Consider the following 26,603-nt stretch of genomic DNA (forward strand, 5'->3'; position numbering starts at 1 on the left):
GCCGTCAGCCCCCGCGCAGGTCGGCCAGGAGGCCGGGCAGATCGTCGGGTTTGACGATGACCTCCCTCGCCTTCGACCCCTCGCTGGGCCCGACGACGTTCCTGCTCTCCAGCAGGTCCATCAGGCGACCCGCCTTGGCGAAGCCGACCCTGAGCTTGCGCTGGAGCATCGAGGTCGAGCCGAACTGGGTGGTCACGATGAGCTCGGCCGCCTGGACCAGCAGGTCGAGGTCGTCGCCGATGTCCTCGTCGATCTCCTTCTTCGCGGTCGCCACGACGGACACGTCCTCGCGGTACTCGACCGTCATCTGGGCCTTGCAGTGCCCGACGATCTCGCCGATCTCCTTCTCGGAGACGAAGGCGTTCTGCAGCCGCATGGGCTTGCTCGCACCCATCGGCAGGAAGAGCGAGTCGCCCTGCCCGACGAGCTTCTCGGCACCCGGCTGGTCCAGGATGACCCGGGAGTCGGCCAGCGAGGAGGTGGCGAAGGCGAGCCGGGAGGGCACGTTGGCCTTGATCAGACCGGTGACCACGTCCACGCTGGGGCGCTGGGTGGCGATGACCAGGTGGATGCCCGCGGCGCGGGCCAGCTGGGTGATGCGGACGATGGAGTCCTCGACGTCGCGCGGGGCGACCATCATCAGGTCGGCGAGCTCGTCGACGATCACCAGCAGGTACGGGTAGGGCTGGTAGACGCGCTCGCTGCCCGGCGGCGCCACCAGCTTGCCGGCGCGGACCGCCTTGTTGAAGTCGTCGACGTGCCGGAAGCCGCTGGCGGCGAGGTCGTCGTAGCGGCGGTCCATCTCACCGACGACCCACTCCAGCGCTTCGGCGGCCTTCTTGGGGTTGGTGATGATCGGCGTGATGAGGTGCGGGATACCCTCGTAGACGCTGAGCTCGACCCGCTTGGGGTCGACGAGGACCATGCGGACCTCGTCGGGGGTGGCGCGCATCAGGATCGAGGTGATCAGTCCGTTGACGCAGACCGACTTGCCTGCGCCGGTGGCGCCCGCGATGAGCAGGTGCGGCATCTTCGCCAGGTTGGCCACTATCGTGCGCCCCTCGACGTCCTTGCCGAGTCCGACGATCATCGGGTGATGGTCGGCCTGGGCCACCGGGGAGCGCAGGATGTCGCCCAGCGAGACGAGGTCCTTGTCGGTGTTGGGGATCTCGACCCCGATCGCCGACTTCCCGGGGATCGGAGAAAGGATCCGGACATCGGCCGACTTGACCGCGTACGCGATGTTCTTGGTGAGCGCGGTGACCTTCTCGACCTTGACCGCCGGGCCGAGCTCGATCTCGTAGCGCGTCACCGTCGGCCCCCGGGTGAAGCCGATCACCTGGGCGTCGATGGCGAACTGCTCCAGCACACTGGTCAGCGCGTTGACGACGACGGTGTTGGCCTTCGTCTGCGGCTTGGGCGCGGTGCCGGGACGCAGGAGCTGCGGCTCGGGCAGGGTGTACGGGCCGGCCTGGGAGGACAGGACGAGCTGCTCGACCTTGCGCGGGGCCGGGGACGGCTCGGGGGGCGCGGCCCTGACCACCGCCTCCTCCGCCGCCTCGTCCTCCACCAGGCCGGGCACGATCTCCGGGGAGTGTTCCGGGGACCCGCCGGGCGTCTCGGCGACCAGGGGCGTGTCGTAGGGCTTGACGTGGTCGCCGAGCTCGTCGCCCTCGGACTCCGGCTTCTTACGGGTGGAGGGCTTCTTCCTGGACACGCGCGGCGCGGGGGGCATATCCCGGTTGAAAAGCATGTGCCGGATCTCTGCCAGCCGTTCGGGGACCCGGTGCACCGGCGTCGCGGTGATCACCAGGATGCCGAAGCCCGACAGGATCAGCAGCAGCGGGATGGTGATGAAGGACGGCAGGATGCTCGCCGGGGGCGCGGAGACGATGAAGCCGACCATGCCTCCGGCGGCCGAGACCTTGTCCATGCCGTCGGATTCTCCCCCGGACGGGTACGGGGTGTTGTGGACCACGTGCACGACGCCGAGCACGCCGATGGTCAGGGCGGACCAGCCGATGATCATCCGGCCGGTGTCGGCGTTCTGGTCGGGGTGGCGTAGCAGCCGCCAGGCCAGCAGCACGAGCAGGATCGGGATCACCCAGGTCAGCGAACCGAAGACGCCGCGCATGACGCCGTCGACCACGGTGGAGACGGTGCCGGTGTTCTTCCGCCAGGTCATGGCGGCGAGCACGACCGCTCCGGCGAACACCGCCAGGCCGAGCCCGTCGCGGCGGTGGACGGGGTCGAGCTCGCGCGCGTTCTGCCCCAGCGCCCGCGCGGCGCTGCCGATGCCCCCCGCCAGGAGCATCCAGATGCCCATGAACAGCTTGCCGATCATGATGAGCACCCAGCTGATCGGGTCGTGCTGGGGCGAGGGCCTGCGGGCCTGGCTCGTGCTCCTCTTCCGGGCGGCGGGCGGCCGCCTGGCGGAGGCCGTACGGGCCTGGGAGGTGCCCGAACGACCGGAGGACCCCTTCCCGGGGGGCTTTCCTGAGGATCCTTTAGACGTACGGGTGGCCATGCTAGGGAGGTTAACGAGACGGGTGGTGGATTGCGCGCCGACTCGCCGGAGCGATCGACCCTCGGCCGCATTTCGCCAGATCGGTCAATACTTCACAAAAAGCAATGAAGGGCAACGAATGTCCCATTGGCCTGCTGGAAAGCGTTCTTCCATGCCCCGGCAGGGCCCGTACGGCGGCCGGTGAGGCCGCCGTACGGTGCGAAGGTCAGACCTCGACCACCACAGGAATGATCATCGGACGACGGCGGTAGGTGTCGCTCACCCAGCGCCCCACGGTCCTGCGGACCACGCGGCGGACCTGCTGGATGTCCACCACCCCGTCGGCCGCGTTCTCCTGCAGCGCCCTCTCGACCTGCGGAAGGATGTCGTCGAACATGGCCGGGTCGATGCCGGATCCCCTGGCGTGGATCTCCGGGCCCCCGGCGAGCTTGCCGGTGGCGGTGTCGACCACGATGACGATGGAGATGAAGCCCTCCTCGCCCAGGATGCGGCGGTCCTTCAGCGCGAAGTCGGTGACGTCGCCCACCGAGGTGCCGTCCACGTAGACGTAACCGGCGGGAACCGCACCCACGATCTTGGCCCGGCCGTCGATCAGGTCCACCACGACGCCGTCCTCGGCGATCACGATGTGGTCGTCGGGAACCCCGGTCAGCGCGGCGAGCTTGGCGTGTGCCCGCAGGTGACGCCATTCACCGTGCACCGGCATGAAGTTGGACGGCCGCGTCAGGTTGAGCACGTACAGCAGCTCGCCCGCGGCGGCGTGCCCGGAGACGTGCACCTTCGCGTTGCCCTTGTGCACCACGCGGGCGCCCCAGCGGGACAGCCCGTTGATCACGTTGTTCACCGCGGTCTCGTTGCCCGGCACCAGCGAGGAGGCCAGCAGGACCGTGTCGCCTTCGGCGATCCGGATCGGGTGGTCGCGGTTGGCCATGCGTGACAGCGCCGCCATCGGCTCGCCCTGGGAGCCGGTGCAGATCAGCACCACGTCCTCCGGCGGACGGCCCTCGATCTCCTTGGCGTCGACGATCAGGCCGGGCGAGACCCTCAGGTATCCCAGGTCGCGGGCGACGCCCATGTTGCGCACCATCGAACGGCCGACCAGCGCGACCTTGCGGCCGTGCTTCTCCGCCGCGTCGATGACCTGCTGGACGCGGTGGATGTGGGAGGCGAAGCTCGCCACGATCACCCGCTTGCTCGCGGTGCGGATGACCTCGTCGATGACCGGCGCGATCTCCCGCTCACTGGTGACGAAGCCCGGCACCTCGGCGTTGGTCGAGTCGGACATCAGCAGGTCGACGCCCTCGGCGCCGAGCCTGGCGAACCCGCCCAGGTCGGTCAGCCGCCCGTCACTGGGCAGCTGGTCCATCCGGAAGTCACCGGTGTGCAGGACGATGCCCGCGGGCGTCCTGATCGCGACGGCGAGCGCGTCGGGAATGGAGTGGTTGACGGCGAGGAACTCGCACTCGAACGGCCCGAACCTGTGCCGCTCCCCCTCCACGACCTCACGTCTGGTCGGCTGGATGCGGTGCTCGGTGAGCTTGGCCTCGATCAGCGCCAGCGTCAGCTTCGATCCCACGATCGGGATGTCGCGGCGCTCGCGCAGCAGATAGGGCACGGCACCGATGTGGTCCTCGTGCGCGTGGGTCAGGACCACGGCCTCGACGTCGTCCAGGCGGTCCCGGATGTATTCGAAGTCGGGCAGGATCAGGTCGATGCCGGGCTGGTCGGGCTCGGGGAAGAGCACCCCGCAGTCGACGATCAGCAACCGGCCTTCGTACTCGAACACGGCCATGTTGCGGCCGATCTCACCGAGCCCGCCCAGCGCGACGATGCGCAGGGCACCGTCGACGAGCGCGGGCGGCAGCCCGAGTTCGGGATGGGGGTGACTCATCCGGCCACACCTCTCTCAGAGGTCTCACATGCGACGGAAGCCCTCGTGGGCAGCAGGACTACTCCCTCGCCGAGCACTCCGTCCCCCAGCGGACCCTTGTGTCTTCTCTCGCGCAAACTCTCGTTCCTCCCGGATGCGGCCGGTGAGGGCCGCGGTGTCTTGTCTCATGTCACAACTTCGTCGGGCAGCTTCACACCGCCCGCGATCAAGTCTTCGCGCAGCCTGGCGAGCTGCTCCCCCGTCGCCTCCACCAGGGGAAGCCGCATCGGCCCCGCGGGCCGTCCGACCAGGGAGAGCGCCGCCTTCGCCATGATCGCGCCACCGGCCTGCATCATGATCCCGGAGACCACGGGGAGCAGCCTGCGGTGGACGGCGAGCGCGCCCGCGACATCCCCCGAGCGGTACGCCTCGATCATCGTGGCGATCTCCGCGCCCGCGACGTGGCCGATCACGCTGACGCACCCCACGGCTCCCACCGACAGCCACGGCAGGTTGAGCGTGTCGTCACCCGAGTAGTAGGCGAGGCCGGTGGACGCGATGACCTGCGTCCCCTCGAACAGATCGGCCTTGGCGTCCTTCACCGCGACGATCCGCTCGTGCCGGGCGAGCCTGGCGAGCGTCTCGCTCAGGATCGGCACGCCGCTCCGGCCGGGGATGTCGTAGAGCATGGCCGGCAGGGCCGTCGCGTCCGCCACGGTGACGAAGTGGCGGTAGATCCCCTCCTGGGGAGGCTTGCTGTAGTAAGGCGTCACCAGCAGGAGACCGTGGGCCCCGGCGCGCTCGGCGGACCTGGCGAGCTCCACGCTGTGGTGGGTGTCGTTGGTCCCGGCTCCGGCGACGACCGTGGCGCGATCACCGACCGCCTCGACGACGGCGCGCAGGAGATGCTCCTTCTCTTCGTCGGTGGTAGTCGGGGACTCCCCCGTCGTACCGCTCACGACGATGCCGTCGTTGCGCTGCTCGTCAACCAGGTAGGTGGCGAGGCGCCCCGCTGTCTCGTAGTCGACCGCTCCGTCACGTGTGAACGGTGTGACCATGGCGGTCAGCATGCGGCCGAAGGGGGCGTCGGAGGTTCCAGTTGGCGCTGCCATAGACCGAACGCTACCCGGATCCGCTGAAACGGTGGACCCCGCCACCCCGCCTAACCTCCGTCCACCGATGAGCCCAAGAGCGAACATCCCCCCGAGGTGCCCGCTGCACACCGTACACGTGGATATAAGCCGTCACGGCGGCGGACCCCGGCGACCACACCCTTGACCCATTTATAGACAAATAAGGCTTTTGTCCACTTTGGCGGCGACACGGACTTCCCCGAACGAGAAAGAGGCCGCCGATATGTGCTCGGGGGTACACACATCGACGACCTCTACCGTTGAATCGGCGGTCCTTACGCGGGCGTTACAGGGTCTCTGAGATATTTTTGGATCCCTCTGGGGACAACGGTAAAGTTGGAGCTCCAAATCGGGTCCATTACCCTGCGTCGCGTATCGAATACGGCAGGATGGGGCAACGCCCCAGACCCCAGGGATGGACACGTGGCAAGCTCCGATCCTGTCTACCTGCGCGTCGTCGCCGACATCCGGCGCCAGATCGTCGACGGCTCCCTTCCCCCCGGCACCTCGATCCCCTCGCGCGCCCAGCTGACCAGGAAATACGGCGTGGGCGAGACGGCCGCCCGGCACGCGCTGCGCGTGCTCGCCGCCGAGGGCCTCATCGTCGGCCGCGTCGGCTCGGGCCACTACGTACGGGAGCAGCCGGTGCTGCTCCCGCTGCACCGATGGCGTTTCCACGACCACCCCACCCCCTTCGGCGCCGACATCCAGTCTCAGGGCACCCGGGCCACCTGGGACTGGCGGGCCGAACCCGCCGACGCCACCCCCGACATCGCCCACCGCCTGCGGCTGGACGAATCGGCCCCGGTCACCCGCACCCACTACGTCTTCCGCGGCGACGGCAAGCCGATCCAGCTCGCCACCTCCTACGAGCCCGCCGAGTTCGGTGAGATCACGGAGGAGGGCCCCCGAAGCCTGATCGCCCGCCTGTCGGCGGTCGGCGTCAAGATCACCGAGATCGTCGAGCAGGTCTACACCCGCGTCCCGCAACCGGCCGAGAGCGACGCCCTCGCCCTGTCCTCGGGCGTCCAGGTCCTGCATGTCGAACGCACCCACTGGGCGGGGGACCGCCCGGTGGAGACGAGCGACATCGTCATCCCCGGCGACCGCTTCCGCCTCGTGTACACCCACCCCCTGCACCCCTGACCGCCGCGTCCACCGCGGCGGGAGGGCACCGCGGGACCCGTGAAGGTCGACCCGTGAAGGTCAGGGACGTGGGCGGGAGCGGAGGACTTCGAGCGCGTGGTCGGCGTGCGCCTCCATGGAGGTCTCGCTGTGGATCACCTCCAGGAGGCGATGGTCCACGTCGATGACGAAGGTCATCCTGCGGGTGAGAAACGGTCCCACCGCGACGGTACGGCGGGCGCCGAGGCGACGGGCGACGGTGCCGTCGGGGTCGGAGAGCAGGGGAAAGCCCAGCTGGTTGGACGTGGCGAACCTTGCCTGCCGCTCGACCTGGTCGCGACTGATCCCGATCCTGGTCGCTCCCTCGGCCGCGAACTCGGCGGCCAGGTCGCGGAAGTGACAGCTCTCGAGCGTGCACCCGGAGGTCATCGCCGCCGGATAGAAGAAGAGCACCACCGGCCCCTTGGCCAGAAACTCGCCGAGCCGCCTCGGCGTGCCCGTCTCGTCGAGGAGTTCGAAGTCCTCGACCACATCTCCCACCGCGAGGCCCATGCCCACGAGTCATCTCCTTAGGTTCACCGGAGGATCTCCGCTCACCTCGGCCGTCGTGATCGGCGAGGCTGAGAGTCGGAGTCCCAACCCCATTTCTAAGCGATTCACCGTTCGAGCGACAGGCCCACAACCGACTCACCGTGGAATATCCGTTCTTCCCGTCCGGAAACCGGAAAACGGCGGATCATCACCGGCTCCCCCGGTCCGGTCGTCCCCGGAACCCGTACGGGTGCGCGACGGCGAGTGCGAGGAGCGTGAAGGCCGGGGCGACCACACCGGCCCAGGGCGGCGCGAAACGCAGGAGCAGGGACGCACAGAGGGCACCGAGGACGAGAGCGACGACGATGGCGGCGCGACGCCGGTTGTCGGTGGACCAGCCCGACGCCGAGCTCTCGAACAGCGAGGTGAGGGTGCCCGTGACGAACGTTGCCGTGATACCGGCGAGGTCGACCCGGCGGGCCGCCGCGGCCTGCATGCCCATGGCGCAGGATCCCACCCCGATCAGCACGAGGATCACGGCCGGGCCGGGTGCGCCCCCGCCGAGCGCCCAGCCGGCGAGAAAGGCGCTCTGGAGGGCCAGGTCGGCCCACAGGAGCCTGATGACGGCCAACGACCACAACGCGTTCCCCTCGTGACGCCCGGGCATCGTGAAGCCGATGAGAAGCCCCGCGCAGAACCCCGCGCAGGCGAGGCCGGACCGCAACGCGTGGAGCACCCAGTCCTCGCGGCCGGCGAGGGCGAAGAGGATGAGGTTGCCGGTCATGTTCGCGGTGAAGACACCACCGAGCCCGAGGAAGGCGATCGCGTCCATCGCCCCCGCCGCCAGCGTCAGCAGCACGAGAGCGGCATGGCCGCGCCGCCGCACGGACCCCGCCTCGGGGGTTCGCGCCGGAACGGGCTCACCACCGCACGGGAAAGCCGGATCACCTTCGGAGGCGGCAGGCACGACGCTTCCTTTCCACCATGCCCCGCACCCCCGCGATAACTTCGTTCACATTTGCACCTGTGCGTCACGTCCTTCATGAACATCTCAGGAGCGGGCCCGCTGCGTCAGGGCGACGCACGCGAGGACGGCCAGCGCCGCCGCGACGGTGACGGGACCGAAGAGCTCGCCGAGCAGCAGCCAGGCCCACAGCAGCGTCAGCAGCGGCTGGGCGAGCTGGGTCTGCCCGGCGCGGGCGATGCCGCCCATGGCCAGGCCCGCGTACCAGGGGATGAAGCCGAGGAACATCGAGACCAGGCCGACGTACGCGAACCCGGCGAGTGAGGCGGCGGTGGGCCGCGGGTCGGTGGCGAGCGCGAGCGCGACGGTGATCGGCACGGTCAGCGGTGCGGCGAGGACGAGGGTGTGGGAGATCACCCTCCAGCCGGGGGTGTCGCGGGACAGGCGCCCGCCTTCGGTGTAGCCGACGGCGGCCGACAGCAGCGCGCCGACGAGCAGCAGGTCGGCTCCGGTGATGTGACCGCCGCCCATGCTGAGGGTGAAGACGGTGATCGACACGGCTCCGAGGCCGCAGGACACCCAGAACAGCGCCCTGGGCCGCTCCCCCGCCCGCAGCACCGCGCAGGCGGCGGTGGCGGCGGGCAGCAGCCCGATCACCACTGCGGCGTGCGAGGTGGAGGCCCCGGCGTGAAGCGCGAGACCGCTGAAAAGCGGGAAGCCGAACACCACGCCCGCCACGATGACGCCGTACGACCGGAGCTGGGACCTGGGCGGCAGCAACGGCACTCTCGCCGCGAGCAGGAACACGGCGGCCGCGACCGCGGCGACGACGGCCCGGCCGACGGCCACCAGGTAGGGGTCGAAACCCTCCATCGCGAAGACCGTCGCCGGGAACGACCCCGAGAAGGCCAGCACCCCGAGCCCGGCCAGCAGGGTCCCCCGCCACGCCCTGCCCGGCGCCTCCGGCGGCGTCGCACCCCCCGGCCGCCGATCGTGACGCGCCTTTGCCGGTGAGGCGAGGCCGGACAGCACCTCTGCGGGCGGGACCGTACCCGCCGCTATCCGATTTGGCACGATAGCGCTACTCTTTTCACTCATGAATGACGATAGCAGTATCGTCCGGCTCACCGCCACGCTCCGTGAGGAGGTGTCGCGGCTCCGTCCGGGCGACCGGCTGCCGTCGAGCCGGGAGCTGGTCCGGCTGCACAACGTGAGCCCGGTGACCGTGTCACGCGCGATCGGCAGGCTCGCCGCCGAGGGACGGGTGATCACCAGACCCGGCAGCGGGGCCTACGTGGCTCCGGCGATCACACGGGGCGGCGACAACGCCGACATGTCATGGCAGACGGTGGCGCTCGGCGACAGGGTGGTGGACGACAGCGAGGTGAGCGGCCTTCTCGCCTCGCCGCCCGAGGGGGTCATCCCGCTCACCGGCGGCTACCTCAACCCGGCTCTGCGCCCCTCCAGGGCGCTGTCGGCCGCCGCCTCCCGCGCGCTGCGCCGTCCCGACGTCTGGGAGATGCCGCCGCTGAGCGGTCTGCCCGAGCTGCGCAGGTGGTTCGCCCAGGAGTTGGGAGGTGACGTCACCCCGTCGGACGTCCTGATCGTCAGCGGCGGGCAGACGGCGCTCATTCACGCCTTCCGTGCCCTCGCGGCCCCCGGGACCCCCGTACTCGTCGAGACCCCCACCTACCCGGGCGCGCTCGCGGCCGCGCGGGCCGCGGGGCTTCGCGCGACGGCCGTGCCCATGGACCGCGAGGGGGTGCGGCCCGAACTCCTCGCGGAGGCGTTCGCCGTGACCGGCGCGCGGGTGTTCCTCTGCCAGCCGACCCTGCACAACCCCACGGGCGCGACCCTGCCCCTGGAGCGGCGCGAGCAGGTGCTGGCGATCGCCCGCGCCGCCGGGGCGTTCGTGATCGAGGACGACTACGCGCGCTACTTCACCACCGCCCCCGCACCTCCGCCGATGGTCGCGCTGGACGCCCACGGCACGGTCGTACACATCAACTCCCTGACCAAGGTCCTGTCGCCGAACCTGCGGGTCGCCGGGGTCGTCGCCCGAGGTCCCGCCGCGCGGCGCCTCCGGGCGAGCCAGCTCGTGGAGTCGTTCTTCGTCGCCAGGCCGCTCCAGGAGACGGCGCTGGAGTTCGTCGGCTCGCCCGCCTGGCGGCGCCACCTCGCCGCGCTCGGCACCGAGCTGGGGCTGCGCAGGGACACCCTCGCCGCGGCCCTCACCGCCCGGATGCCCGGCGCCACGATCCACCTCGTTCCTCGCGGCGGTCTGCACCTGTGGGTACGGCTCCCCGAAGACCGGGACGAGGAGAGTGCGGTGGAGGCCGCCAGGAGGGCGGGAGCCCTGGTGAGTCCCGGGCGCATCTACTACCCGGCCGAGCCGCCGGGCCCGCGCATCAGGGTGACCCACTCGGCGGCCGTCCACACGGCCGAGCTGGTCGAGGGCGTACGCAGGCTGGCGACGGCCCTCAACGACCACTGACCGTCTGGTCACCCTCGCGGGGGCTCGGAGGCGCCCCCTGCCCCCGAACCCCCGCGAGAGTGGTCAGCCGAGCGCGAAGACCTCCTCTTCACACCCTCATGATCATGATCTCTCCTCCGGTACGACGTGCGCCTGCCGGCCTCCTTGAACGCGAGATAGACCAGGTACCACATGCACACTTCCCATCAAAACACCATCTATCGCGTTATGCAGGTGTTGAAAGTAACACAACCCCCTAATGCCGTACAGTGGTTGCGAAGAGGGAAGAGGTGAGCGACGCCATGGGCAACCCCTCCGACCTGGTGATCGACTTCGTGAACACGTACGACGTCGAGGAGCGGGCCGACTCGATCCCCTCCCCGGCCGCGCTCACCGCCTGGCTGGCCGGGCGGGACCTGATCGGCCCCGGGGACACCGCCGACGAGCGGGATCTGGCGACGGCCGCCGATCTTCGCGAGGCACTCCGCGAGGCGCTCCGTCACAACCACGACCGCCCCGGCGAGACCGGCGACGGTCACGGGGCGGAGCTGTCGAGGCCCTTCGCCGCCCTCCCGCTGCGCGTCGCCCTCACCGCCTCAGGGCCGGTGCTCGAACCGGTCGCGACGGGGGTGCCCGGAGGGCTGGCCGGGATCGTCGCCGCCGTGATGGACGCCCGTTCCGACGGGATGTGGCCGCGCCTGAAGGTCTGCACCGAGAGCACCTGCCAGTGGGCGTTCGTCGACTCCTCCAAGAACCGCTCACGCTCGTGGTGTTCCATGAAGGTCTGCGGCAACCGTACGAAGACAAGGGCATATCGGGCCCGACGGCAGATGGAGCCGGGTTCACGTCATCTCTGAGTCGGATTCCCCGATACGGTGTAAGAGCCTGTCTCACGGATCCACCCGCCTGATGCCCGCTCGCGTGGCACGAGATCCACGAGACAGCGCGTTCCGAGGCGACGGCAGACGGCAGAGAAGGAGCGGGCCGAGATGGCAGACGTAGGCGTGCGGGCGGCTCGGCACGATGATGTCGCCGCGGTGACGGGCACCCAGATCCGCGCGTGGAGATACGGCTACCGGGACTTCCTTCCCGAAGGCCCGCTGGAGCAGATGACCGGCCCCGCGGCCGAGAAAATGTGGCGGCAGCAGTGGGAGGACGCGATCACCTCGCCGCCCAGCCGCCGGCACCGCGTACTGGTGGCCGTGGAGCAGGTCGTCCTCGACACCGACGCCTTCCCGGCGCTCGGCCCGGGCGGCATCGAGGCCATGGCCGCCCTGCAGGGCGCGGAGAAGATCGCCGGTCTGGCATCACACGCCCCGGCGGAGGATCCCGACCTCGACCCGACCACCGCCGGGGAGATGCTCACGTTCCTGATCGACCCCGACCACGTCCGGCGCGGCCACGGCAGCAGGCTGCTGAACGCCACGGTCGACTACCTCCGTGACGACGGCTACCACACCATCGTGACCTGGGTCTTCGCCGAGAACTACGCGGTGCGGGGCTTCCTGGAGTCCGCCGGGTGGGGCGCCGACGGGGCCGAGCGGGTCATCGACATGGGCCGTACGGTGCGGATGATCCGCCTGGCGACCGACATCAGCTAGAGCCCGAGAGGAACGCCGCAACGCCATGGCCACCCCGAGCCAGTGGATCGCCGGAGCACGCCCGCGCACCCTCCCCGCCGCCGTCGTCCCCGTCGCGATCGGCACCGGAGTCGCGATCGGATACGGCGGAGGAGTGTGGTGGCGGGCCCTGCTGGCCCTGTTCGTGGCCCTCGCCCTCCAGGTGGGCGTCAACTACGCCAACGACTACAGCGACGGGGTGCGCGGCACCGACTCCGACCGGGTCGGTCCGATGCGCCTGGTCGGCTCGGGCGCCGCGCCCCCTCGTCAGGTCCTCGTCGCGGCCCTCGCCTGCTTCCTCGCCGCCGCGGTGGCCGGCCTGGTGCTCGTCGCGGTCACCGGGGCCTGGTGGCTGCTGCTGGTCGGCGCGGCGGCGATCGCCGCGGCCTGGTTCTACACCGGCGGCTCCAGCCCGTACGGCTACCGGGCGCTGGGCGAGGTCTCGGTCTTCGTGTTCTTCGGCCTGGTGGCGGTGACGGGCACCACCTACGTCCAGCTCGAACACCTGCCCGCTCTCGCGGTGGTGGCCGCCGTCCCGGCCGGCCTGCTGGCCTGTGCGATGCTCGTGGTCAACAACCTGCGCGACATCGTGACCGACGGCCCCGCGGGCAAGCGCACCATGGCCGTGGTTCTCGGTGACACCCGCACCCGCGTCCTCTACACCCTCTGCCTCGTCCTGCCCCTGGTGATCGCGCTCGCGCTCGCGCCGTGGCGGCCCTTCGCGGCCCTGGCGCTGCTCGCCGCCCCGCTCGCCGTCGCCCCGGTGAAGGCGGTCCGGGCGGGCGCCACAGGCCCCGCGCTCATCGCGACGCTCCAGCAGACGGGCCGCTTCCAGCTCGTCTACGGCCTGCTGCTCACCGTCGGCCTCGCCCTCTGACCTTCAACGCTCCCCGGCCTCACCAGGCCGAGGCCCTTCACAGGATTCGGCGCATCACGACGCGGGGGACGATCTCGATACCCAGTTCCCGCTCGTGGCGCACCAACTCGGCCATCTCCGGCCCCCACTCGGCCGGGTCGAGCACGGCGAAACCGCGCCGGGCGTACCAGGGGGCGTTCCAGGACACGTCGCGGTAGGTCGTCAGCGTCACGGCGGCGGAGCCGGTCGAGGCCGCGTGCTCGCAGACGGCCTCCAGCAGGCGCCCACCGGCACCCCTGCGCCCATGGTCGGGATGGACGGCCAGCTGGTCGAGGTGGAGTTGCCCGTCGACCAGGCCGACCATGGCGAACCCGATCGGCGGGTCACCCGCGACGAGCACCCGCTCTGGGTCCTCGGTCTCCTCGATCATCGTGGTCCCCGGTGGAAAGGTGATCCCGACCTCGGTGAACAGCCCGTCGGCCGCCAGCTCCACCGCCACAAGTCCGGCCAACTCCTCCGACCGCGCCCAGCGAACCTCAGTCGAAGTCGAAGATCGAGTGCTTGTCATGGAACTGGAGGATATAGCGGCATCGCTCGCAGATCATCAGGGTTAACCGGTGCGAGGTGATGCCCCAGCGACTGTCGAGCCTGCCCGTCTCCTTACGGAACTCCGTGCCGCGACAGAGCGGGCAGGCGAGCTCAGGGTGCGTCATACTCGCGCAACGAGCGGCGCCAGGCCCGGGGTTCCAGGGCCTGCGGGGCAGGTGCTCAGAGGTCGAGAAGGGGCTCCAGGCCGACGGTCAGGCCGGGCAGCTCACGGACCCGGCGCACGCCCAGGAGCACCCCCGGGGTGAACGACGAACGGTTCATCGTGTCGTGGCGGATGGTGAGGATCTCGCCGTCGCCGCCCAGGATCACCTCCTGGTGGGCGATGAGCCCGGCCAGCCGCACCGCGTGCACCCGGACCCCGTCGACGTCGGCGCCGCGCGCCCCGTCGAGCTCCGTGCTGGTGGCGTCGGGCATCGGCGCGGAGCCCGCCTTGCGCCGGGCCTCGGCGATCAGCTCGGCCGTGCGGCGGGCGGTGCCCGAGGGCGCGTCGGCCTTGTTGGGGTGGTGCAGCTCGACGATCTCGGCCGACTCGAAGTAGCGGGCGGCCTGCTGGGCGAAGTGCATCATGAGCACGGCCGCGATGCCGAAGTTGGGGGCGATCAGCGCGTTGACGCCGGGGTTGGCGTCCAGCCAGCCCTTGACGGTCGCCAGCCGCCCGGCGTCGAAGCCGGTGGTGCCGACCACCGGGTGGATGCCGTGGGAGACGCACCATTCGAGGTTGCCCATCACGACGTCGGGGTGGGTGAAGTCGACCACCACCTCGGCGCCTTCCAGCGCCTCGATCGGGTCGCCCTGGTCGACGGCCGCGACCAGCTCCAGATCGTCCGCCGCCTCGACGGCCCTGCACACTTCGACACCGACGCGCCCTCGGGCGCCGAGAACTCCAACCCTGATCACGGCCCCAAGGCTATACCGTACGAGTCCGCCGGGCTGTCGCGGACCACCGGGTCCGGCCCTCCAGGAGCGCCCTCGGAGACACGGGCGGCCCCGGCGCGGAATGCGCCGGGGCCGCTCGCGGACGGGGTCGTCAGCCGGTGACGACCGCGCTGAAGTCCCTGTCCTCCTCGTAGGGGCCGATGACCGCGAGGGACATCGGGCGGGTGAGGACGTCCGAGGCGACCTCGGCGATCTGCTCCGGGGTCACCGCGTCGATCCTGACGAGCAGGTCGTCGACGGAGAGCAGCTCGTCGAAGACCAGCTCGCCCTTGCCGATCCTGGACATCCGGGAGCCGGTGTCCTCCAGGCCGAGCACGAGACCGCCGCGCATCTGGCCCTTGCCGCGGACGATCTCCTCCTCGGTGATGCCGTCGGTGACCACGCGGAGCACCTCCTCGCGGCAGATCTTCAGCACGTCGTCGATCTTCGACGGCAGGCAGCCGACGTAGATGCCGAACTGGCCGGTGTCGGCGAGGGCGGAGGTGTAGGAGTACGCCGAGTAGGCCAGGCCCCTCTTCTCCCTGATCTCCTGGAACAGCCGCGAGGACATGCCGCCGCCGAGCGCCGCGTTGAGCACCCCGAGCGCGAAGCGGCGCTCGTCGGTGCGGGTCAGCGCGGTCGTGCCGAGGACCAGGTTCGCCTGCTCCGTCGGCCGGTGGACCACCCGCGTGCCGGAGCGCAGCTCCACGCCGGGCCCCGACACGCGCGGGGGCACCGGCGAGGCGTCCCCGCCCAGGGCCCCGGCCCGCTCGTAGGCGGCGGCGACGAGAGCCACGACCCGCTCGTGGTCGACGTTGCCCGCCACCGACACCACGGTGTGGGTCGGCAGGTAGAAACGCCGGTAGTACTCGGCGATCCGGTCGCGGGTGACCGCGGTGATCGAGTCGACCGTGCCGAGGATCGGCCTGCCGACCGGCGTGTCACCGTACAGCTCCGCGGAGAACTGCTCGTGCACCACGTCGGAGGGGTCGTCGTCGTGCATGGCGATCTCCTCCAGGATCACGCCACGCTCGGCCTCGACGTCCTCCTCGGTGATGAGCGAGGAGGTCACCACGTCGGCGAGCACGTCGATCGCCACCCGCAGGTCCTCGTCGAGGACCCGCGCGTAGTAGCAGGTGTACTCCTTGGCGGTGAAGGCGTTGATCTCACCGCCGATGCCCTCGATGGCCGCGGAGATCTCCAGGGCGTCCCGGGTCGGCGTGCCCTTGAACAGCAGGTGCTCAAGGAAGTGGGAGGAGCCCATGTGCTGGGGGGACTCGTCTCTCGATCCGATGCCGACCCACATGCCGACCGCGACGGAACGCACGGTCGGCATGGACTCGGTCACCACCCGGAGCCCACCGGGAAGGACGGTGCGCTTCACGACCCCGGCGCCGTCCTTGCCGGGGTGCAGAGTGGTGGTGATCACGAGTTGCGGTCTTCCCCTCCGCCGCCACCGCGGTTGCCACCGCCGCTGTTGCTGCTGCGGGTGCGGGTGCGACGGGGCCGCTCCTCACGGGGCCGCTCGTCGGCGGACGCCTCGGCCGCCGGGGCGGCCGACGTCGCCGAGGGCTCGGTGTCGCCGGACTCGGCCTTGGCCGCGGCTTCCTTCTCGATGACCTCGACGGGCACCAGGGAGAGCTTGCCGCGGGAGTCGATCTCGGCGATCTCCACCTGGACCTTCTCGCCGACGTTCATGACGTCCTCGACGTTCTCGATGCGCTTGCCGCCGTGCAGCTTGCGGATCTGGGAGACGTGCAGGAGGCCGTCCTTGCCCGGCATGAGGGAGATGAAGGCGCCGAAGGCCGCGATCTTGACGACCGTGCCCAGGTAGCGCTCGCCGACCTCCGGCATGTGCGGGTTCGCGATGGCGTTGATCGCCGACCTGGCCGCCTCGGCGGACGGGCCGTCGGTGGCGCCGATGTAGATGGTTCCGTCGTCTTCCAGGGTGATCTCGGCGCCGGTGTCGTCCTGGATCTGGTTGATCATCTTGCCCTTCGGGCCGATGACCTCTCCGATCTTGTCCACCGGAATCTTGATCGTGATGATGCGCGGAGCCGTCGCGTTCATCTCCGCCGGGGAGTCGATGGCCTCCTGCATCACGTCGATGATCGCCAGGCGGGCGCCCTTGGCCTGCCTCAGCGCGGCCGCCAGCACGGAGGCCGGGATGCCGTCCAGCTTCGTGTCGAGCTGGAGCGCGGTGATGACGTCCTTGGTGCCGGCGACCTTGAAGTCCATGTCGCCCATCGCGTCCTCGGCGCCGAGGATGTCGGTCAGCGTGACGTACTGGTCGCCCTCGTTGATGAGGCCCATCGCGATGCCCGCGACGATGCCCTTGAGCGGGACACCCGCGTCGAGCAGCGCCATCGTCGAGGCGCAGACCGACCCCATCGAGGTCGAGCCGTTGGAGCCCAGCGCCTCGGAGACCTGGCGGATCGCGTAGGGGAACTCCTCGCGCGCCGGCAGCACCGGCAGCAGCGCCCGCTCGGCGAGCGCGCCGTGCCCGATCTCGCGCCGCTTGGGCGAGCCCACCCGGCCGGTCTCACCGGTGGAGTAGGGGGGGAAGTTGTAGTTGTGCATGTAGCGCTTGGTGCGCTCGGGGTTCAGCGTGTCGATCATCTGCTCCATACGGAGCATGTTGAGTGTGGTGATGCCCAGGATCTGGGTCTCGCCGCGCTCGAACAGGGCCGAGCCGTGCACCCGGGGTACGACGTGGACCTCGGCGCTGAGCTGCCTGATGTCCTTGACGCCGCGGCCGTCGATGCGGACGCCCTCGGCGATGACCCGCTCGCGCATGAGCTTCTTGGTCAGCGACCGGAACGCGGCGCCGAGCTCCTTCTCGCGGCCCTCGAAGTCGGGGCCGACCTTCTCCAGCACCAGGGCCTTGACCCTGTCGAGCTCGATCTCGCGCTCCTGCTTGCCGGCGATGGTGAGCGCGGCGGCGAGCTCGCTGCGCACCGCGCCGGTCACCGCCTCCAGGACGTCGTCCTGGTAGTCGAGGAACAGCGGGTATTCGGCGGTCTCCTTGGCGGCGACCTTCGCGACCTTGGCCTGCGCCTCGCACAGCACCTTGATGAACGGCTTGGCGGCCTCAAGGCCCTGGGCCACGGTCTCCTCGGTCGGAGCCACCGCGCCCTCGGCGACGAGCTTGAGCGTGTCGCGGGTGGACTCGGCCTCGACCATCATGATCGCGACGTCGCCGTCGTCCAGGACCCGGCCCGCGACCACCATGTCGAAGGTGGCACTGGCCAGCTCGGTGTTGGTCGGGAAGGCGACCCACTGGCCCTCGATCAGCGCGACGCGGACGCCGCCGATCGGGCCGGAGAACGGCAGCCCGGCGAGCTGGGTGGACAGGGACGCGGCGTTGATCGCCACGACGTCGTACAGGTGCTCGGGGTGGAGCGCCATGATGGTGGCGACCACCTGGATCTCGTTGCGCAGGCCCTTGACGAACGAGGGGCGCAGCGGCCGGTCGATCAGGCGGCAGGTGAGGATGGCGTCCTCGGAGGGACGGCCCTCACGCCGGAAGAACGAGCCGGGAATGCGGCCCGCGGCGTACATTCGCTCCTCGACGTCCACCGTGAGGGGGAAGAAGTCGAGGTTCTCCTTGGGATTCTTGGACGCGGTGGTCGCTGAGAGGACCATCGTGTCGTCGTCGAGATAGACGACGGCGGAACCCGCCGCCTGGCGCGCGAGCCGCCCGGTCTCGAACCGGATGGTACGTGTGCCGAATGAGCCGTTGTCGATGACGGCTTCGCTGCTGTGGACACCCTCCACGGGGGACCTCCTTGTGGATCGGTCGCCCGCGTCCGGCCAGACGCACGTGTCGCGCCTGGTTCGTCGTGTTTTGCCGGCTCCCCGTAGGTGCAGCGCCGGTCTTCGATCGAAGCGCCCGGTTCCGTATGGCTTTGTGCCATGATGACCGGGGGCCACTACCGAGGACCGGCCCTCCGACGCCGTGGGGCGCGCTTGCTTGCGGACGCGGGGCACTGTCTCGGCTATTCAGTTTGCTCACCGGGGCGACGTCTTCGTGGCGCGACGCGCCGACATCGTCCCCCATGAGATGAGGGAGCGGCGCGAACGCCACTCCCTCACAACACTATCGGCGCAGGCCGAGCCGCTCGATGAGCGAGCGGTAGCGCGCGATGTCCTTGCTCTGCAGGTACTTCAGCAGCCGGCGGCGGCGGCCGACGAGCAGCAGCAGGCCACGGCGGCTGTGGTGGTCGTGCTTGTGCACCTTCAGGTGCTCGGTGAGCTCGCTGATGCGCTTGCTCAGCAGCGCGATCTGCACCTCGGGGGAACCGGTGTCGGTCTCACCCTTGGCGTAGTCACCGATGATCTTCTTCTTTGCTGCGGTGTCGAGAGACACTTTTCTCCTTGGACCTCTGCGGGCACGCGCAATTCCGGCTCCCCGAACGACCGTGCGTGCCTACAGTCGCCGTGGCGAGATCAGCACCGGGATCATACGACACCGGTTACAGAGCTGACATGCCAGGCTACCACCGGCTTCGCGACCCCCGCACATCCTGTGAGAGCCCGGCGAGCCTCACCCGAAACCCCTACAGGACCGGCATTTCGGCCTCCGAGGTCGACGTGACGTGAGGGCCGTGTGACACGGGGGCCGGGTGGGACCGGACATGAGATCGAGCACAGGATCGCGCACGGAACCGGGCAGGGGATCGGGCACGGAACCGGAATTCCGGGGTCCTGGGTCGGCGTGGCATGAGGACCGGCCGGGACCCCCGCGGGCCCCCTCCCGGAGGAGGTCAGCTCGTCAGGCGCCGGACCTCGTCCACGTCGGCGTGGATCTGCGCGACGAGAGCCTCGATCGAGTCGAACCTGGTGTTGCCGCGCAGCCTGGGCCCGAAGTCGACGGCCACGTGCGCGCCGTAAAGATCGAGGTCGTCGCGGTCGAGGGCGTACGCCTCGACGGTGCGGGGCACCCCCTCGAAGGTCGGGTTGGTGCCCACGGAGATCGCCGCGGGCCAGCGCTCGCCGCCGTACACCGCGGGCAGGTTGCCGGTCTCGACACCCTGCAGCCAACCGGCGTAGACGCCGTCCGCGGGGATGGCGGTGAACTCCGGCGACTCCAGGTTCGCCGTCGGGAAACCGAGCTGCCGGCCGCGCTGGTAGCCGCGGACGACCACGCCCTCGACCCGGTGCGGACGGCCGAGCGTCTGCCGGACCGCCTCCATGTCGCCGGAGGCGATCTGCTCGCGGATCAGGGTGGAGGAGATCGTCTCCCCGTCGCTGACCAGCGGGACCGCCTCGGCCACGAAGTCGTACTTCTCCCCCAGGGTGCGCAGCGTCTCCACGTCGCCGGATGCCTTGTGGCCGAAGCGGAAGTTCTCCCCCACCACGACCCCGGCGGCGTGCAGCCGGTCGACGAGGACGGTCTGCACGAACTCGTCCGGGCTCATCCGGGAGAACTCCAGCGTGAACGGCAGGACGCACACCGCGTCGACGCCCAGGCCCGCGAGGAGCTCGGTGCGGTGCCTCGCCGTCGTCAGCCTCGGAGGGTGCGTGCCGGGCCGCACGACCTCCTCGGGATGCGGGTCGAAGGTCACCACCACCGAGGGAACCCCGAGACGAGCGGCCATCGCGACGGCACGGGCCACCATCTGCTGGTGCCCGCGGTGAACGCCGTCGAAGACGCCGATCGTGACGACGGACCTGCCCCAGTCTTCGGGCACGTCGTCCAATCCGTGCCAGCCTCGCACCGCAGCCTCTTCCCTCGTAGCGGATGAACCCCTAAAGCCTGCCATGCTCTGAGCCCTTCCCCCCAATCGGGGAGCCCCTTGCCCGTGGCGCGCCCCTCGCCGCGAAAGGTCCGGGACGACACCCGGGACGACGACGGACGACCCGTCAGGGGACGAAGACGGCCAGGGACCTGGCGACCTGGCCACGCTCCTCCATCAGCGCCACCAGGGTGCCGTCGGGGGCGAACACCCCGATCGGCCCGCTCCCCGCGCCCAGCGCGGGCAGCCGCCCGCCGTGCGCGACGGTGGCCGCCTCCTCGGCGGTCACGTCCCGGCGGGGAAAGGCCGCCGCGACCGCGTCGGCCATCGGCAGGATCACGCACTCGGCGGCGAGGTGCTCCAGGGTGTGGGCCGTCGACAGGTCGTAGGGGCCCACCCGGGTACGGCGCAGGGCGGTCAGATGACCGCCGACGCCCAGGTCGGCGCCGAGATCACGGGCGAGCGCGCGGATGTAGGTGCCACTGGAACAGGACACCGAGGCGTCGACGTCGACGAGCTCGCCGAACTCGCTGTGCCGGCGCACGGCGGTGATCTCGAAGCTCGACACGGTCACCTGGCGAGCCTTGAGCTCGACCTCCTCCCCGGCCCTCGCCCGTTTGTAGGCTCGCTCGCCGTTCACCTTGATCGCGCTGACCTGCGGCGGGATCTGCATGATCGGGCCGGTCAACTTGGCGACGCCCTTCCTGATGTCCTCATCGGTGACCCGCGCCGCCGACACCGACGCGATGATCTCGCCCTCGGCGTCGTCGGTGTTGGTGGTCTGACCGAGGCGGATCGTGGCGTCGTAGCCCTTCTCGGTGAGCGCGAGGTGGCCGAGCAGGCGGGTGGCCTTCTCGACACCGACCACCAGCACGCCGGTGGCCATCGGGTCGAGGGTGCCCGCGTGACCGACCTTGCGGGTGCCCGCGATGCCGCGGAGCTTGGCCACCACGTCGTGCGAGGTCCACTCGGCGGGCTTGTCAACGATGATCAGTCCGCTCGGCGGCGGGGTGCGCTTGGCGCGGGCCGTACTCATTGTGGTCCTCACAGGCGTGCGGTGAAGGGCTTACAGCAGTGCCCGGAGACTCGCGATCGTCTCCTCGACGGGCTGGTGGGAGGTGAAACCCGCCGCCTTGGCGTGCCCGCCGCCCCCCAGCGCGACGCTGACGCGCGAGACGTCCACCCCGCCCTTGGAGCGCATGGAGACCTGCCAGACGCCGTCGTCGTCCTCCTTGAGAATCGTGGCGACGTCCGCCTCGTCGGTGCGCCGGATCACGTCGATCATCCCCTCGATCTCGTCGTACGGCAGCCCGTACGCGGCGCGGTCGGCTCGGGTGACGAACGTCCAGACCAGGCCACCGCCCACCTCGGGCTCCAGCCGCACCCTGCCGAGCACGACGCCGAGCACCTTCAGGTAGCCGAACGGAGAACGATCCCACAGCTCGCGGGAGATCTTCTCTGGATCGAGCCCGGTGTCGAGCAGCCGGGCGGCCATCGCGTGCGCCTCCGGGGTGGTGGAGGAGTGCCTGAAGGAGCCGGTGTCGGTGACGAGCCCGACGTACAGGCAGGTCGCGATGTCCTTGTCGATCGGCAGGCCGAGCCGGTGGATCAGCTCCTCGGCGAGCACGGCGGTGGCCGCGGCGTCGGGATCGACCAGGTTGAGAGTGCCGAACCCGGTGTTGGACGGGTGGTGGTCCAGCACGACCAGCTCGTTCGCCTTGACCGTGTTGCCGGTCAGCACGCCGAGACGCCCGACGGTGGGGACGTCGAAGGTGACCATCACCTCGGGCGCGGCGGGATAGTGCGCGGGGTCGGCCAGCAGTTCCTGCCCCGGCAGGAAACGCAGCAGCCTGGGCACACTGAAGCGCCGGTCGCCGAAGGAGGCGGTGACCCGCTTGCCCGCCGCGCGCAGTGCGAGCCCGACGGCGAGCATGGAGCCGAGCGCGTCACCGTCGGGTGAGACGTGACAGGCGAGCGCGATCTCGTCCGCGGCGGAGATGAGCTCGACGGCCCGCGCCCAGTCCCGACCGGACACCGGGCCGGCCGAGCCCGCCGAGCCCGCCGAGCCATCGTCACGCGAGGCGGGCGTCACGTCGCGGAGCGTCCCGCGCGTTCCGGGGATTCGTCTTCCTCGTCCCCGGATTCGTCGCCGTCTTCCCTGTCCTCGGGCCTGCGGTAGGGATCGGCGTCCCCGGCGTGCGACGCCCCTTCGGCCCGCTTGGCGATCTCCACGTCCCTGGCCTTCGCCTCGGCGAGCAGATCCTCCAGATGACGGGCGCTGTCAGGGAGCGGGTCGTGGGTGAACGTCAGCGTCGGCGTGTGGCGCAGCCCCGTCTGGCGGCCCACCTCCGAGCGGATGAGCCCCTTGGCGCTCTCCAGTGCCATGGCGGAGTCGGCCCGCTCGGCCTCGGAGCCGAACACGGTGTAGAACACCGTGGCCTCACCCAGGTCGTTGGTGATGCGCGTGTCCGTCACGGTCACGAACCCCAGCCTGGGGTCCTTGATGCGGCGCTCCAGCATCTCCGCCACGATCTGCTGGATCCGATCGGCGATCTTGCGCGCGCGTGCGGCGTCCATAGCTCCCCCCTTCTCACGGGGATGGCCGGTGACGGTAGGGGTTCTTCCGCGACCGGCCGTCTCCGTATCTAGTCTTCGTCCTCGTTGTAGAGCCGATGTCTGGCGGACAGCAGCTCGATCTCCGGGTGGAAGGCGATCAGGCGCTCGCAGTCGTCGAGCACCTCACCGCAGTTGGCGGCGGTGGCGGAGACGACCGCGATTCCGATCTCGGTACGGCGATGCAGGTCAAGATGACCGGTCTCCGCGACGGCCACATTCGGGAACCGTCGCCGCACCTCCGCGACGATGGGACGCACCACCGAGCGCTTCTGCTTCAGCGAGTGGACGTCGCCGAGCAGGATGTCCAATGTCAGTGCACCTACATACATGGTGGGTCACTCGCCACGATCGACACCGTGCCACGGGCTCGGGTCCCGCCCACCGGCCGCGCACCCGAGGATGCGCGGCCGATGGAAAGGTTTCCCTGCCTGTCGAGGCATCAGGTTCGCGGCTTCTCCCGCATCTCGAAGGTCTCGATGACGTCATCGATCTTGATGTCGTTGTAGCCGACACCGATACCGCACTCGAACCCTTCGCGGACCTCGGTCGCGTCGTCCTTGAAACGGCGCAGCGAGGAGACGGTGAGGTTGTCGGAGATGACGACCCCGCCGCGGATGATCCGGGCCTTGCTGTTGCGGACGATCGTGCCCGAACGGACCAGCGCACCGGCGATGTTGCCGATCTTCGGCACCTTGAAGACCTCGCGGACTTCGGCGGTGCCCATCTGGACCTCTTCGAACTCCGGCTTGAGCATGCCCTTGAGGGCCGCCTCGATCTCCTCGATCGCCTGGTAGATGACCGAGTAGTAGCGGATGTCGACGCCCTCGCGCTCGGCCAGATCGCGCGCCCTGACCTCGGGACGCACGTTGAAACCGATGATGACGGCGTTGTCGTCGGCGACCGCCAGGTTGACGTCGTACTCGGTGATCGCACCGACGGCGCGGTGGAGCACCCGCAGGCGCACCTCGTCGCCGACATCGATCTTGAGCAGCGCGTCTTCCAGGGCTTCGACGGAACCGGAGACGTCACCCTTGATGATGAGCTTGAGCTCGTCGACCTGGCCCTTCTCCATCTCGCTGAAGAGCTCTTCGAGGGTGCGGCGACGGCCGGACCTGGCCATGTCCGCGATGCGCTTGCGCGCGGCGCGCTGCTGGGCGATCTGGCGCGCCATCCGGTCGTCGGTGACGACGATGAAGTTGTCACCGGCTCCCGGCGTCGCGGTCAGACCGAGGACCTGCACCGGACGGGACGGGTCGGCCTCCGGGATCGCCTCGCCCTTGTCGTCGAGCATCGCCCGGACGCGGCCGAAGGCCTCGCCACAGACGATCGAGTCGCCGACGCGGAGCGTGCCGCGCTGGACCAGCACGGTCGCGACCGGGCCGCGGCCCTTGTCGAGGTGCGCCTCGATGGCGACGCCCTGGGCGTCCATCGTGGCGTTGGCCCGCAGGTCGAGCTCGGCGTCCGCGGTGAGCAGGATGGCCTCGAGCAGCTGCTCGATGCCGATCCCGTTCTTGGCGGAGATGTCGACGAACATCGTGGTGCCGCCGTACTCCTCGGCGACCAGACCGTACTCGGTGAGCTGGGCGCGCACCTTGCTCGGGTCCGCCCCCTCCTTGTCGACCTTGTTGACCGCGACGACGATCGGCACGTCGGCCGCCTGGGCGTGGTTGAGCGCCTCGATGGTCTGCGGCTTCACGCCGTCGTCGGCCGCGACGACCAGGACGGCGATGTCGGTCACCTTGGCGCCTCGGGCACGCATGGCGGTGAACGCCTCGTGACCCGGGGTGTCGATGAAGGTGATCTTCCGCTCTTCGTCCTCGTGCGTGGTGGCGATCTGGTAGGCACCGATGTGCTGGGTGATGCCACCCGCCTCCCGCGCCACCTCGTTGGTGTTGCGGATGGCGTCGAGCAGCTTGGTCTTACCGTGGTCGACGTGACCCATGACGGTCACCACCGGCGGGCGGGCGACCAGGTCGGACTCGTCGCCCTCGTCCTCGCCGAACTCGATGTCGAAGGTCTCCAGGAGCTCGCGGTCCTCCTCCTCCGGGCTGACCACAAGCAGGTTGTAGTCGAGCTCGGCGGCCAGAAGCTGGAGCGTCTCCTCGTTGACCGACTGCGTGGCGGTCACCATCTCGCCCAGGTGCAGCATGATCTGCACCAGGGACGCCGGGATCGCGCCGATCTTGTCGGCGAAGTCCGACAGGGAGGCGCCGCGCGACAGGCGGATCGTCTGCCCGTTGCCGCGAGGAGCCTGCACGCCGCCGATCGCCGGGGCCTGCATGTTGTCGAATTCCTGACGCCGCTGGCGCTTGGACTTGCGACCGCGGGTCGGGCGTCCGCCGGGACGGCCGAACGCGCCCGCGGTGCCTCCACCGCGACCACGGCCACCACCACCGGGACGACCGGCGAAACCGCCGCCGCCACCACCGGGGCCACCGGTTCCGGTGCCGGGACGACCCGCGCCGCCACCGCCACCCGGGCGACCGGCGAAGCCGCCGCCACCACCGGGACGACCGCCGCCACCGGGACGACCGGCGCCGCCACCCGGGCGACCGGCACCCGCACCGCCGCCGGGACGACCGGCGCCGCCGCCGCCGGGACCGGCGGGCCGGCCCTGGGGCATCATCATCGGGCTGGGACGCGGACCACCCGGACGCGGGCCACCGGGACCGCCGGCGCCGCCACCGGGACGCGGGCCACCGGCGCCGGGACCCGGACGCGGGCCACCCGATCCGGGCGGGCCGGAACGAGCACCGGGCGGACGGGGACCGGCGTTGTCGCGGTCCTGGCGAGGACCGCGGTCCTCGCGGGGGCCGGGACGCGGACCTCTGTCGCCGGGGCCGCCGTCACGGCCGGGGCCACCGGGACCACCGGGACCGCCACCGCGCGGCGGACGGGCCTGGCCCATGCCGCTCGCGTTCGAGGAGAACGGGTTGTTGCCGGGGCGCGGACCGCGCGGGCCCGGACGCGGGCCGGGCTTGGGCGCACCGGCACCGGGGGCACCGGCACCGGGCCTGGGGCCCGAGGGCGCTCCACCGGGACCGCCCGAGGGACGACCGCCCTCGGGGCGCGCCTCGGGGCGCTGTGCGGGACCCGGACGCGGGGCGGGCCTGGGACCCGGCTTGGGGCCGGGGGTCGGGCGCCCGCTCTCGGTGCGGGGCGCCTCGAACCGCGGTGCCTGCACCTGCGGCGGCTGCTGACGCGGCGGCTGCGGGGGCTGGACCGGCGGAGCCGGAGGAACCACCGGCGGGGCCGCCTGCGGCGCGGGGGCCGCGGGACGGGCCTGCACGGGCCCCGGACGAGGACCCGGCCTGGGGGCCGGACCCGGCTTGGGGATGGATGTCGGCGCCGAGGTGGCACCGTTTGGCTGGCCGTCACCCGGCCGAGGGGCCGCCTGAGGCGGCCTGGGGCCTCTGCCCCTGTCGGACGAGCCCTTACTGGGGCCGCCCAAAGCTTCCGTGAGCCTGCGGACTACCGGTGCTTCGATAGTCGAGGACGCCGAACGCACGAACTCGCCCATCTCCTGGAGCTTGGCCATCACGACCTTGCTCTCCACACCGAACTCCTTGGCGAGCTCGTATACCCGGACCTTCGCCACTGCACTCCCTTGTCTCGGCCCGGGAGGCG

The 26,603-nt window shown here is 70.5% G+C and carries 23 protein-coding genes; 5 read left to right on the plus strand and 18 right to left on the minus strand.

Going from position 1 to position 26,603, the window contains the following annotated elements:
* Positions 1 to 4: 4 nt before the first annotated feature.
* The 3 genes from AB0B90_RS04650 to dapA form a co-directional block, all read right to left on the minus strand.
* Entirely contained in the window at positions 5 to 2,527 is a 2,523-nt protein-coding gene (locus tag AB0B90_RS04650) for a DNA translocase FtsK (RefSeq protein WP_350944685.1), read from the minus strand.
* A gap of 205 nt (positions 2,528 to 2,732) precedes the next feature.
* Positions 2,733 to 4,418: a ribonuclease J gene (locus tag AB0B90_RS04655; protein WP_350944687.1), complete on the minus strand. Its 1,686-nt coding sequence runs from the start codon at positions 4,416 to 4,418 to the stop codon at positions 2,733 to 2,735.
* A 164-nt stretch (positions 4,419 to 4,582) separates the two neighbouring features.
* On the minus strand, positions 4,583 to 5,509 hold the full coding sequence (gene dapA / locus AB0B90_RS04660) for a 4-hydroxy-tetrahydrodipicolinate synthase (protein ID WP_362920802.1): 927 nt from the start codon (positions 5,507 to 5,509) through the stop codon (positions 4,583 to 4,585).
* Positions 5,510 to 5,953: 444 nt separating this feature from the next.
* Here dapA and AB0B90_RS04665 point away from each other — a divergent pair, with 444 nt between their 5' ends.
* Positions 5,954 to 6,676 carry a GntR family transcriptional regulator gene (locus AB0B90_RS04665; RefSeq protein WP_350944690.1) on the plus strand — a complete coding sequence of 241 codons (723 nt, stop codon included), beginning with the start codon at positions 5,954 to 5,956 and terminating at the stop codon, positions 6,674 to 6,676.
* A 60-nt stretch (positions 6,677 to 6,736) separates the two neighbouring features.
* Here the strand turns inward: AB0B90_RS04665 and AB0B90_RS04670 are convergent, their stop codons facing one another.
* From AB0B90_RS04670 to AB0B90_RS04680, 3 genes are all read right to left on the minus strand, one after another.
* The gene (locus AB0B90_RS04670; protein WP_350944848.1) at positions 6,737 to 7,207 is read right to left on the minus strand and encodes a peroxiredoxin; all 471 of its coding nucleotides are present in this window, start codon (positions 7,205 to 7,207) and stop codon (positions 6,737 to 6,739) included.
* Between the two features lie 187 nt (positions 7,208 to 7,394).
* Complete coding sequence (locus AB0B90_RS04675; protein ID WP_362920804.1) at positions 7,395 to 8,045, minus strand: YoaK family protein; 651 nt, start codon at positions 8,043 to 8,045, stop codon at positions 7,395 to 7,397.
* A 192-nt stretch (positions 8,046 to 8,237) separates the two neighbouring features.
* On the minus strand, positions 8,238 to 9,224 hold the full coding sequence (locus tag AB0B90_RS04680; RefSeq protein WP_350944693.1) for a DMT family transporter: 987 nt from the start codon (positions 9,222 to 9,224) through the stop codon (positions 8,238 to 8,240).
* Between the two features lie 22 nt (positions 9,225 to 9,246).
* Between AB0B90_RS04680 and AB0B90_RS04685 the strand changes: the two genes are divergently transcribed.
* The 4 genes from AB0B90_RS04685 (at position 9,247) to AB0B90_RS04700 (ending at position 13,119) form a co-directional block, all read left to right on the plus strand.
* A complete protein-coding gene (locus AB0B90_RS04685; RefSeq protein WP_350944694.1) occupies positions 9,247 to 10,644 on the plus strand; it encodes a PLP-dependent aminotransferase family protein in 1,398 nt (465 codons plus the stop codon).
* A 269-nt stretch (positions 10,645 to 10,913) separates the two neighbouring features.
* Positions 10,914 to 11,480 (plus strand): CGNR zinc finger domain-containing protein, encoded by a 567-nt coding sequence (locus AB0B90_RS04690; RefSeq protein WP_350944696.1) that lies wholly within the window; start codon positions 10,914 to 10,916, stop codon positions 11,478 to 11,480.
* Positions 11,481 to 11,612: 132 nt separating this feature from the next.
* Positions 11,613 to 12,224 carry a GNAT family N-acetyltransferase gene (locus tag AB0B90_RS04695; protein WP_350944697.1) on the plus strand — a complete coding sequence of 204 codons (612 nt, stop codon included), beginning with the start codon at positions 11,613 to 11,615 and terminating at the stop codon, positions 12,222 to 12,224.
* 25 nt (positions 12,225 to 12,249) lie between these two features.
* The gene (locus tag AB0B90_RS04700; RefSeq protein WP_350944698.1) at positions 12,250 to 13,119 is read left to right on the plus strand and encodes a 1,4-dihydroxy-2-naphthoate polyprenyltransferase; all 870 of its coding nucleotides are present in this window, start codon (positions 12,250 to 12,252) and stop codon (positions 13,117 to 13,119) included.
* Positions 13,120 to 13,156: 37 nt separating this feature from the next.
* Here AB0B90_RS04700 and AB0B90_RS04705 read toward each other — a convergent pair whose 3' ends face one another.
* The 12 genes from AB0B90_RS04705 to infB form a co-directional block, all read right to left on the minus strand.
* Entirely contained in the window at positions 13,157 to 13,609 is a 453-nt protein-coding gene (locus AB0B90_RS04705; RefSeq protein ID WP_350944700.1) for a GNAT family N-acetyltransferase, read from the minus strand.
* 25 nt (positions 13,610 to 13,634) lie between these two features.
* Complete coding sequence (locus AB0B90_RS04710; protein WP_350944702.1) at positions 13,635 to 13,811, minus strand: hypothetical protein; 177 nt, start codon at positions 13,809 to 13,811, stop codon at positions 13,635 to 13,637.
* Between the two features lie 55 nt (positions 13,812 to 13,866).
* Positions 13,867 to 14,604 (minus strand): 4-hydroxy-tetrahydrodipicolinate reductase, encoded by a 738-nt coding sequence (gene dapB / locus AB0B90_RS04715; protein ID WP_350944703.1) that lies wholly within the window; start codon positions 14,602 to 14,604, stop codon positions 13,867 to 13,869.
* Positions 14,605 to 14,734: 130 nt separating this feature from the next.
* On the minus strand, positions 14,735 to 16,048 hold the full coding sequence (locus AB0B90_RS04720; protein WP_350944849.1) for a pitrilysin family protein: 1,314 nt from the start codon (positions 16,046 to 16,048) through the stop codon (positions 14,735 to 14,737).
* Positions 16,048 to 18,399 carry a polyribonucleotide nucleotidyltransferase gene (locus AB0B90_RS04725; RefSeq protein ID WP_350944704.1) on the minus strand — a complete coding sequence of 784 codons (2,352 nt, stop codon included), beginning with the start codon at positions 18,397 to 18,399 and terminating at the stop codon, positions 16,048 to 16,050. Before AB0B90_RS04725 ends, AB0B90_RS04720 begins: the two co-directional genes overlap by 1 nt.
* A gap of 322 nt (positions 18,400 to 18,721) precedes the next feature.
* Complete coding sequence (rpsO, locus tag AB0B90_RS04730; RefSeq protein ID WP_350944705.1) at positions 18,722 to 18,991, minus strand: 30S ribosomal protein S15; 270 nt, start codon at positions 18,989 to 18,991, stop codon at positions 18,722 to 18,724.
* A 397-nt stretch (positions 18,992 to 19,388) separates the two neighbouring features.
* A complete protein-coding gene (locus tag AB0B90_RS04735) occupies positions 19,389 to 20,342 on the minus strand; it encodes a bifunctional riboflavin kinase/FAD synthetase (RefSeq protein WP_350944706.1) in 954 nt (317 codons plus the stop codon).
* Positions 20,343 to 20,487: 145 nt separating this feature from the next.
* Positions 20,488 to 21,396 carry a tRNA pseudouridine(55) synthase TruB gene (gene truB, locus AB0B90_RS04740; protein WP_350944707.1) on the minus strand — a complete coding sequence of 303 codons (909 nt, stop codon included), beginning with the start codon at positions 21,394 to 21,396 and terminating at the stop codon, positions 20,488 to 20,490.
* Positions 21,397 to 21,426: 30 nt separating this feature from the next.
* On the minus strand, positions 21,427 to 22,452 hold the full coding sequence (locus tag AB0B90_RS04745) for a bifunctional oligoribonuclease/PAP phosphatase NrnA (RefSeq protein ID WP_350944708.1): 1,026 nt from the start codon (positions 22,450 to 22,452) through the stop codon (positions 21,427 to 21,429).
* Entirely contained in the window at positions 22,449 to 22,937 is a 489-nt protein-coding gene (gene rbfA, locus AB0B90_RS04750) for a 30S ribosome-binding factor RbfA (RefSeq protein ID WP_350944709.1), read from the minus strand. Before rbfA ends, AB0B90_RS04745 begins: the two co-directional genes overlap by 4 nt.
* Positions 22,938 to 23,005: 68 nt before the next feature.
* The gene (locus AB0B90_RS04755) at positions 23,006 to 23,305 is read right to left on the minus strand and encodes a DUF503 domain-containing protein (protein ID WP_350944711.1); all 300 of its coding nucleotides are present in this window, start codon (positions 23,303 to 23,305) and stop codon (positions 23,006 to 23,008) included.
* 110 nt (positions 23,306 to 23,415) lie between these two features.
* Positions 23,416 to 26,574, minus strand: coding sequence for a translation initiation factor IF-2 (gene infB / locus AB0B90_RS04760; protein ID WP_350944713.1), 3,159 nt, complete (start codon positions 26,572 to 26,574; stop codon positions 23,416 to 23,418).
* Positions 26,575 to 26,603: the final 29 nt, after the last annotated feature.

It is taken from the genome of Streptosporangium sp. NPDC049078, from assembly GCF_040648855.1.
In the GTDB taxonomy this organism is placed as follows: Bacteria; Actinomycetota; Actinomycetes; order Streptosporangiales; family Streptosporangiaceae; genus Streptosporangium.

Excerpts from the sequence above, each read along its gene's own strand:
- AB0B90_RS04650 (WP_350944685.1), bottom strand. The coding sequence starts at position 2,527 with ATGGCCACCCGTACGTCTAAAGGATCCTCAGGAAAGCCCCCCGGGAAG.
- AB0B90_RS04655 (WP_350944687.1), bottom strand. The coding sequence starts at position 4,418 with ATGAGTCACCCCCATCCCGAACTCGGGCTGCCGCCCGCGCTCGTCGAC.
- dapA (WP_362920802.1), bottom strand. The coding sequence starts at position 5,509 with ATGGCAGCGCCAACTGGAACCTCCGACGCCCCCTTCGGCCGCATGCTG.
- AB0B90_RS04670 (WP_350944848.1), bottom strand. The coding sequence starts at position 7,207 with ATGGGCCTCGCGGTGGGAGATGTGGTCGAGGACTTCGAACTCCTCGAC.
- AB0B90_RS04685 (WP_350944694.1), top strand. The coding sequence starts at position 9,247 with ATGAATGACGATAGCAGTATCGTCCGGCTCACCGCCACGCTCCGTGAG.
- AB0B90_RS04695 (WP_350944697.1), top strand. The coding sequence starts at position 11,613 with ATGGCAGACGTAGGCGTGCGGGCGGCTCGGCACGATGATGTCGCCGCG.
- AB0B90_RS04700 (WP_350944698.1), top strand. The coding sequence starts at position 12,250 with ATGGCCACCCCGAGCCAGTGGATCGCCGGAGCACGCCCGCGCACCCTC.
- AB0B90_RS04710 (WP_350944702.1), bottom strand. The coding sequence starts at position 13,811 with ATGACGCACCCTGAGCTCGCCTGCCCGCTCTGTCGCGGCACGGAGTTC.
- truB (WP_350944707.1), bottom strand. The coding sequence starts at position 21,396 with ATGAGTACGGCCCGCGCCAAGCGCACCCCGCCGCCGAGCGGACTGATC.
- rbfA (WP_350944709.1), bottom strand. The coding sequence starts at position 22,937 with ATGGACGCCGCACGCGCGCGCAAGATCGCCGATCGGATCCAGCAGATC.
- AB0B90_RS04755 (WP_350944711.1), bottom strand. The coding sequence starts at position 23,305 with ATGTATGTAGGTGCACTGACATTGGACATCCTGCTCGGCGACGTCCAC.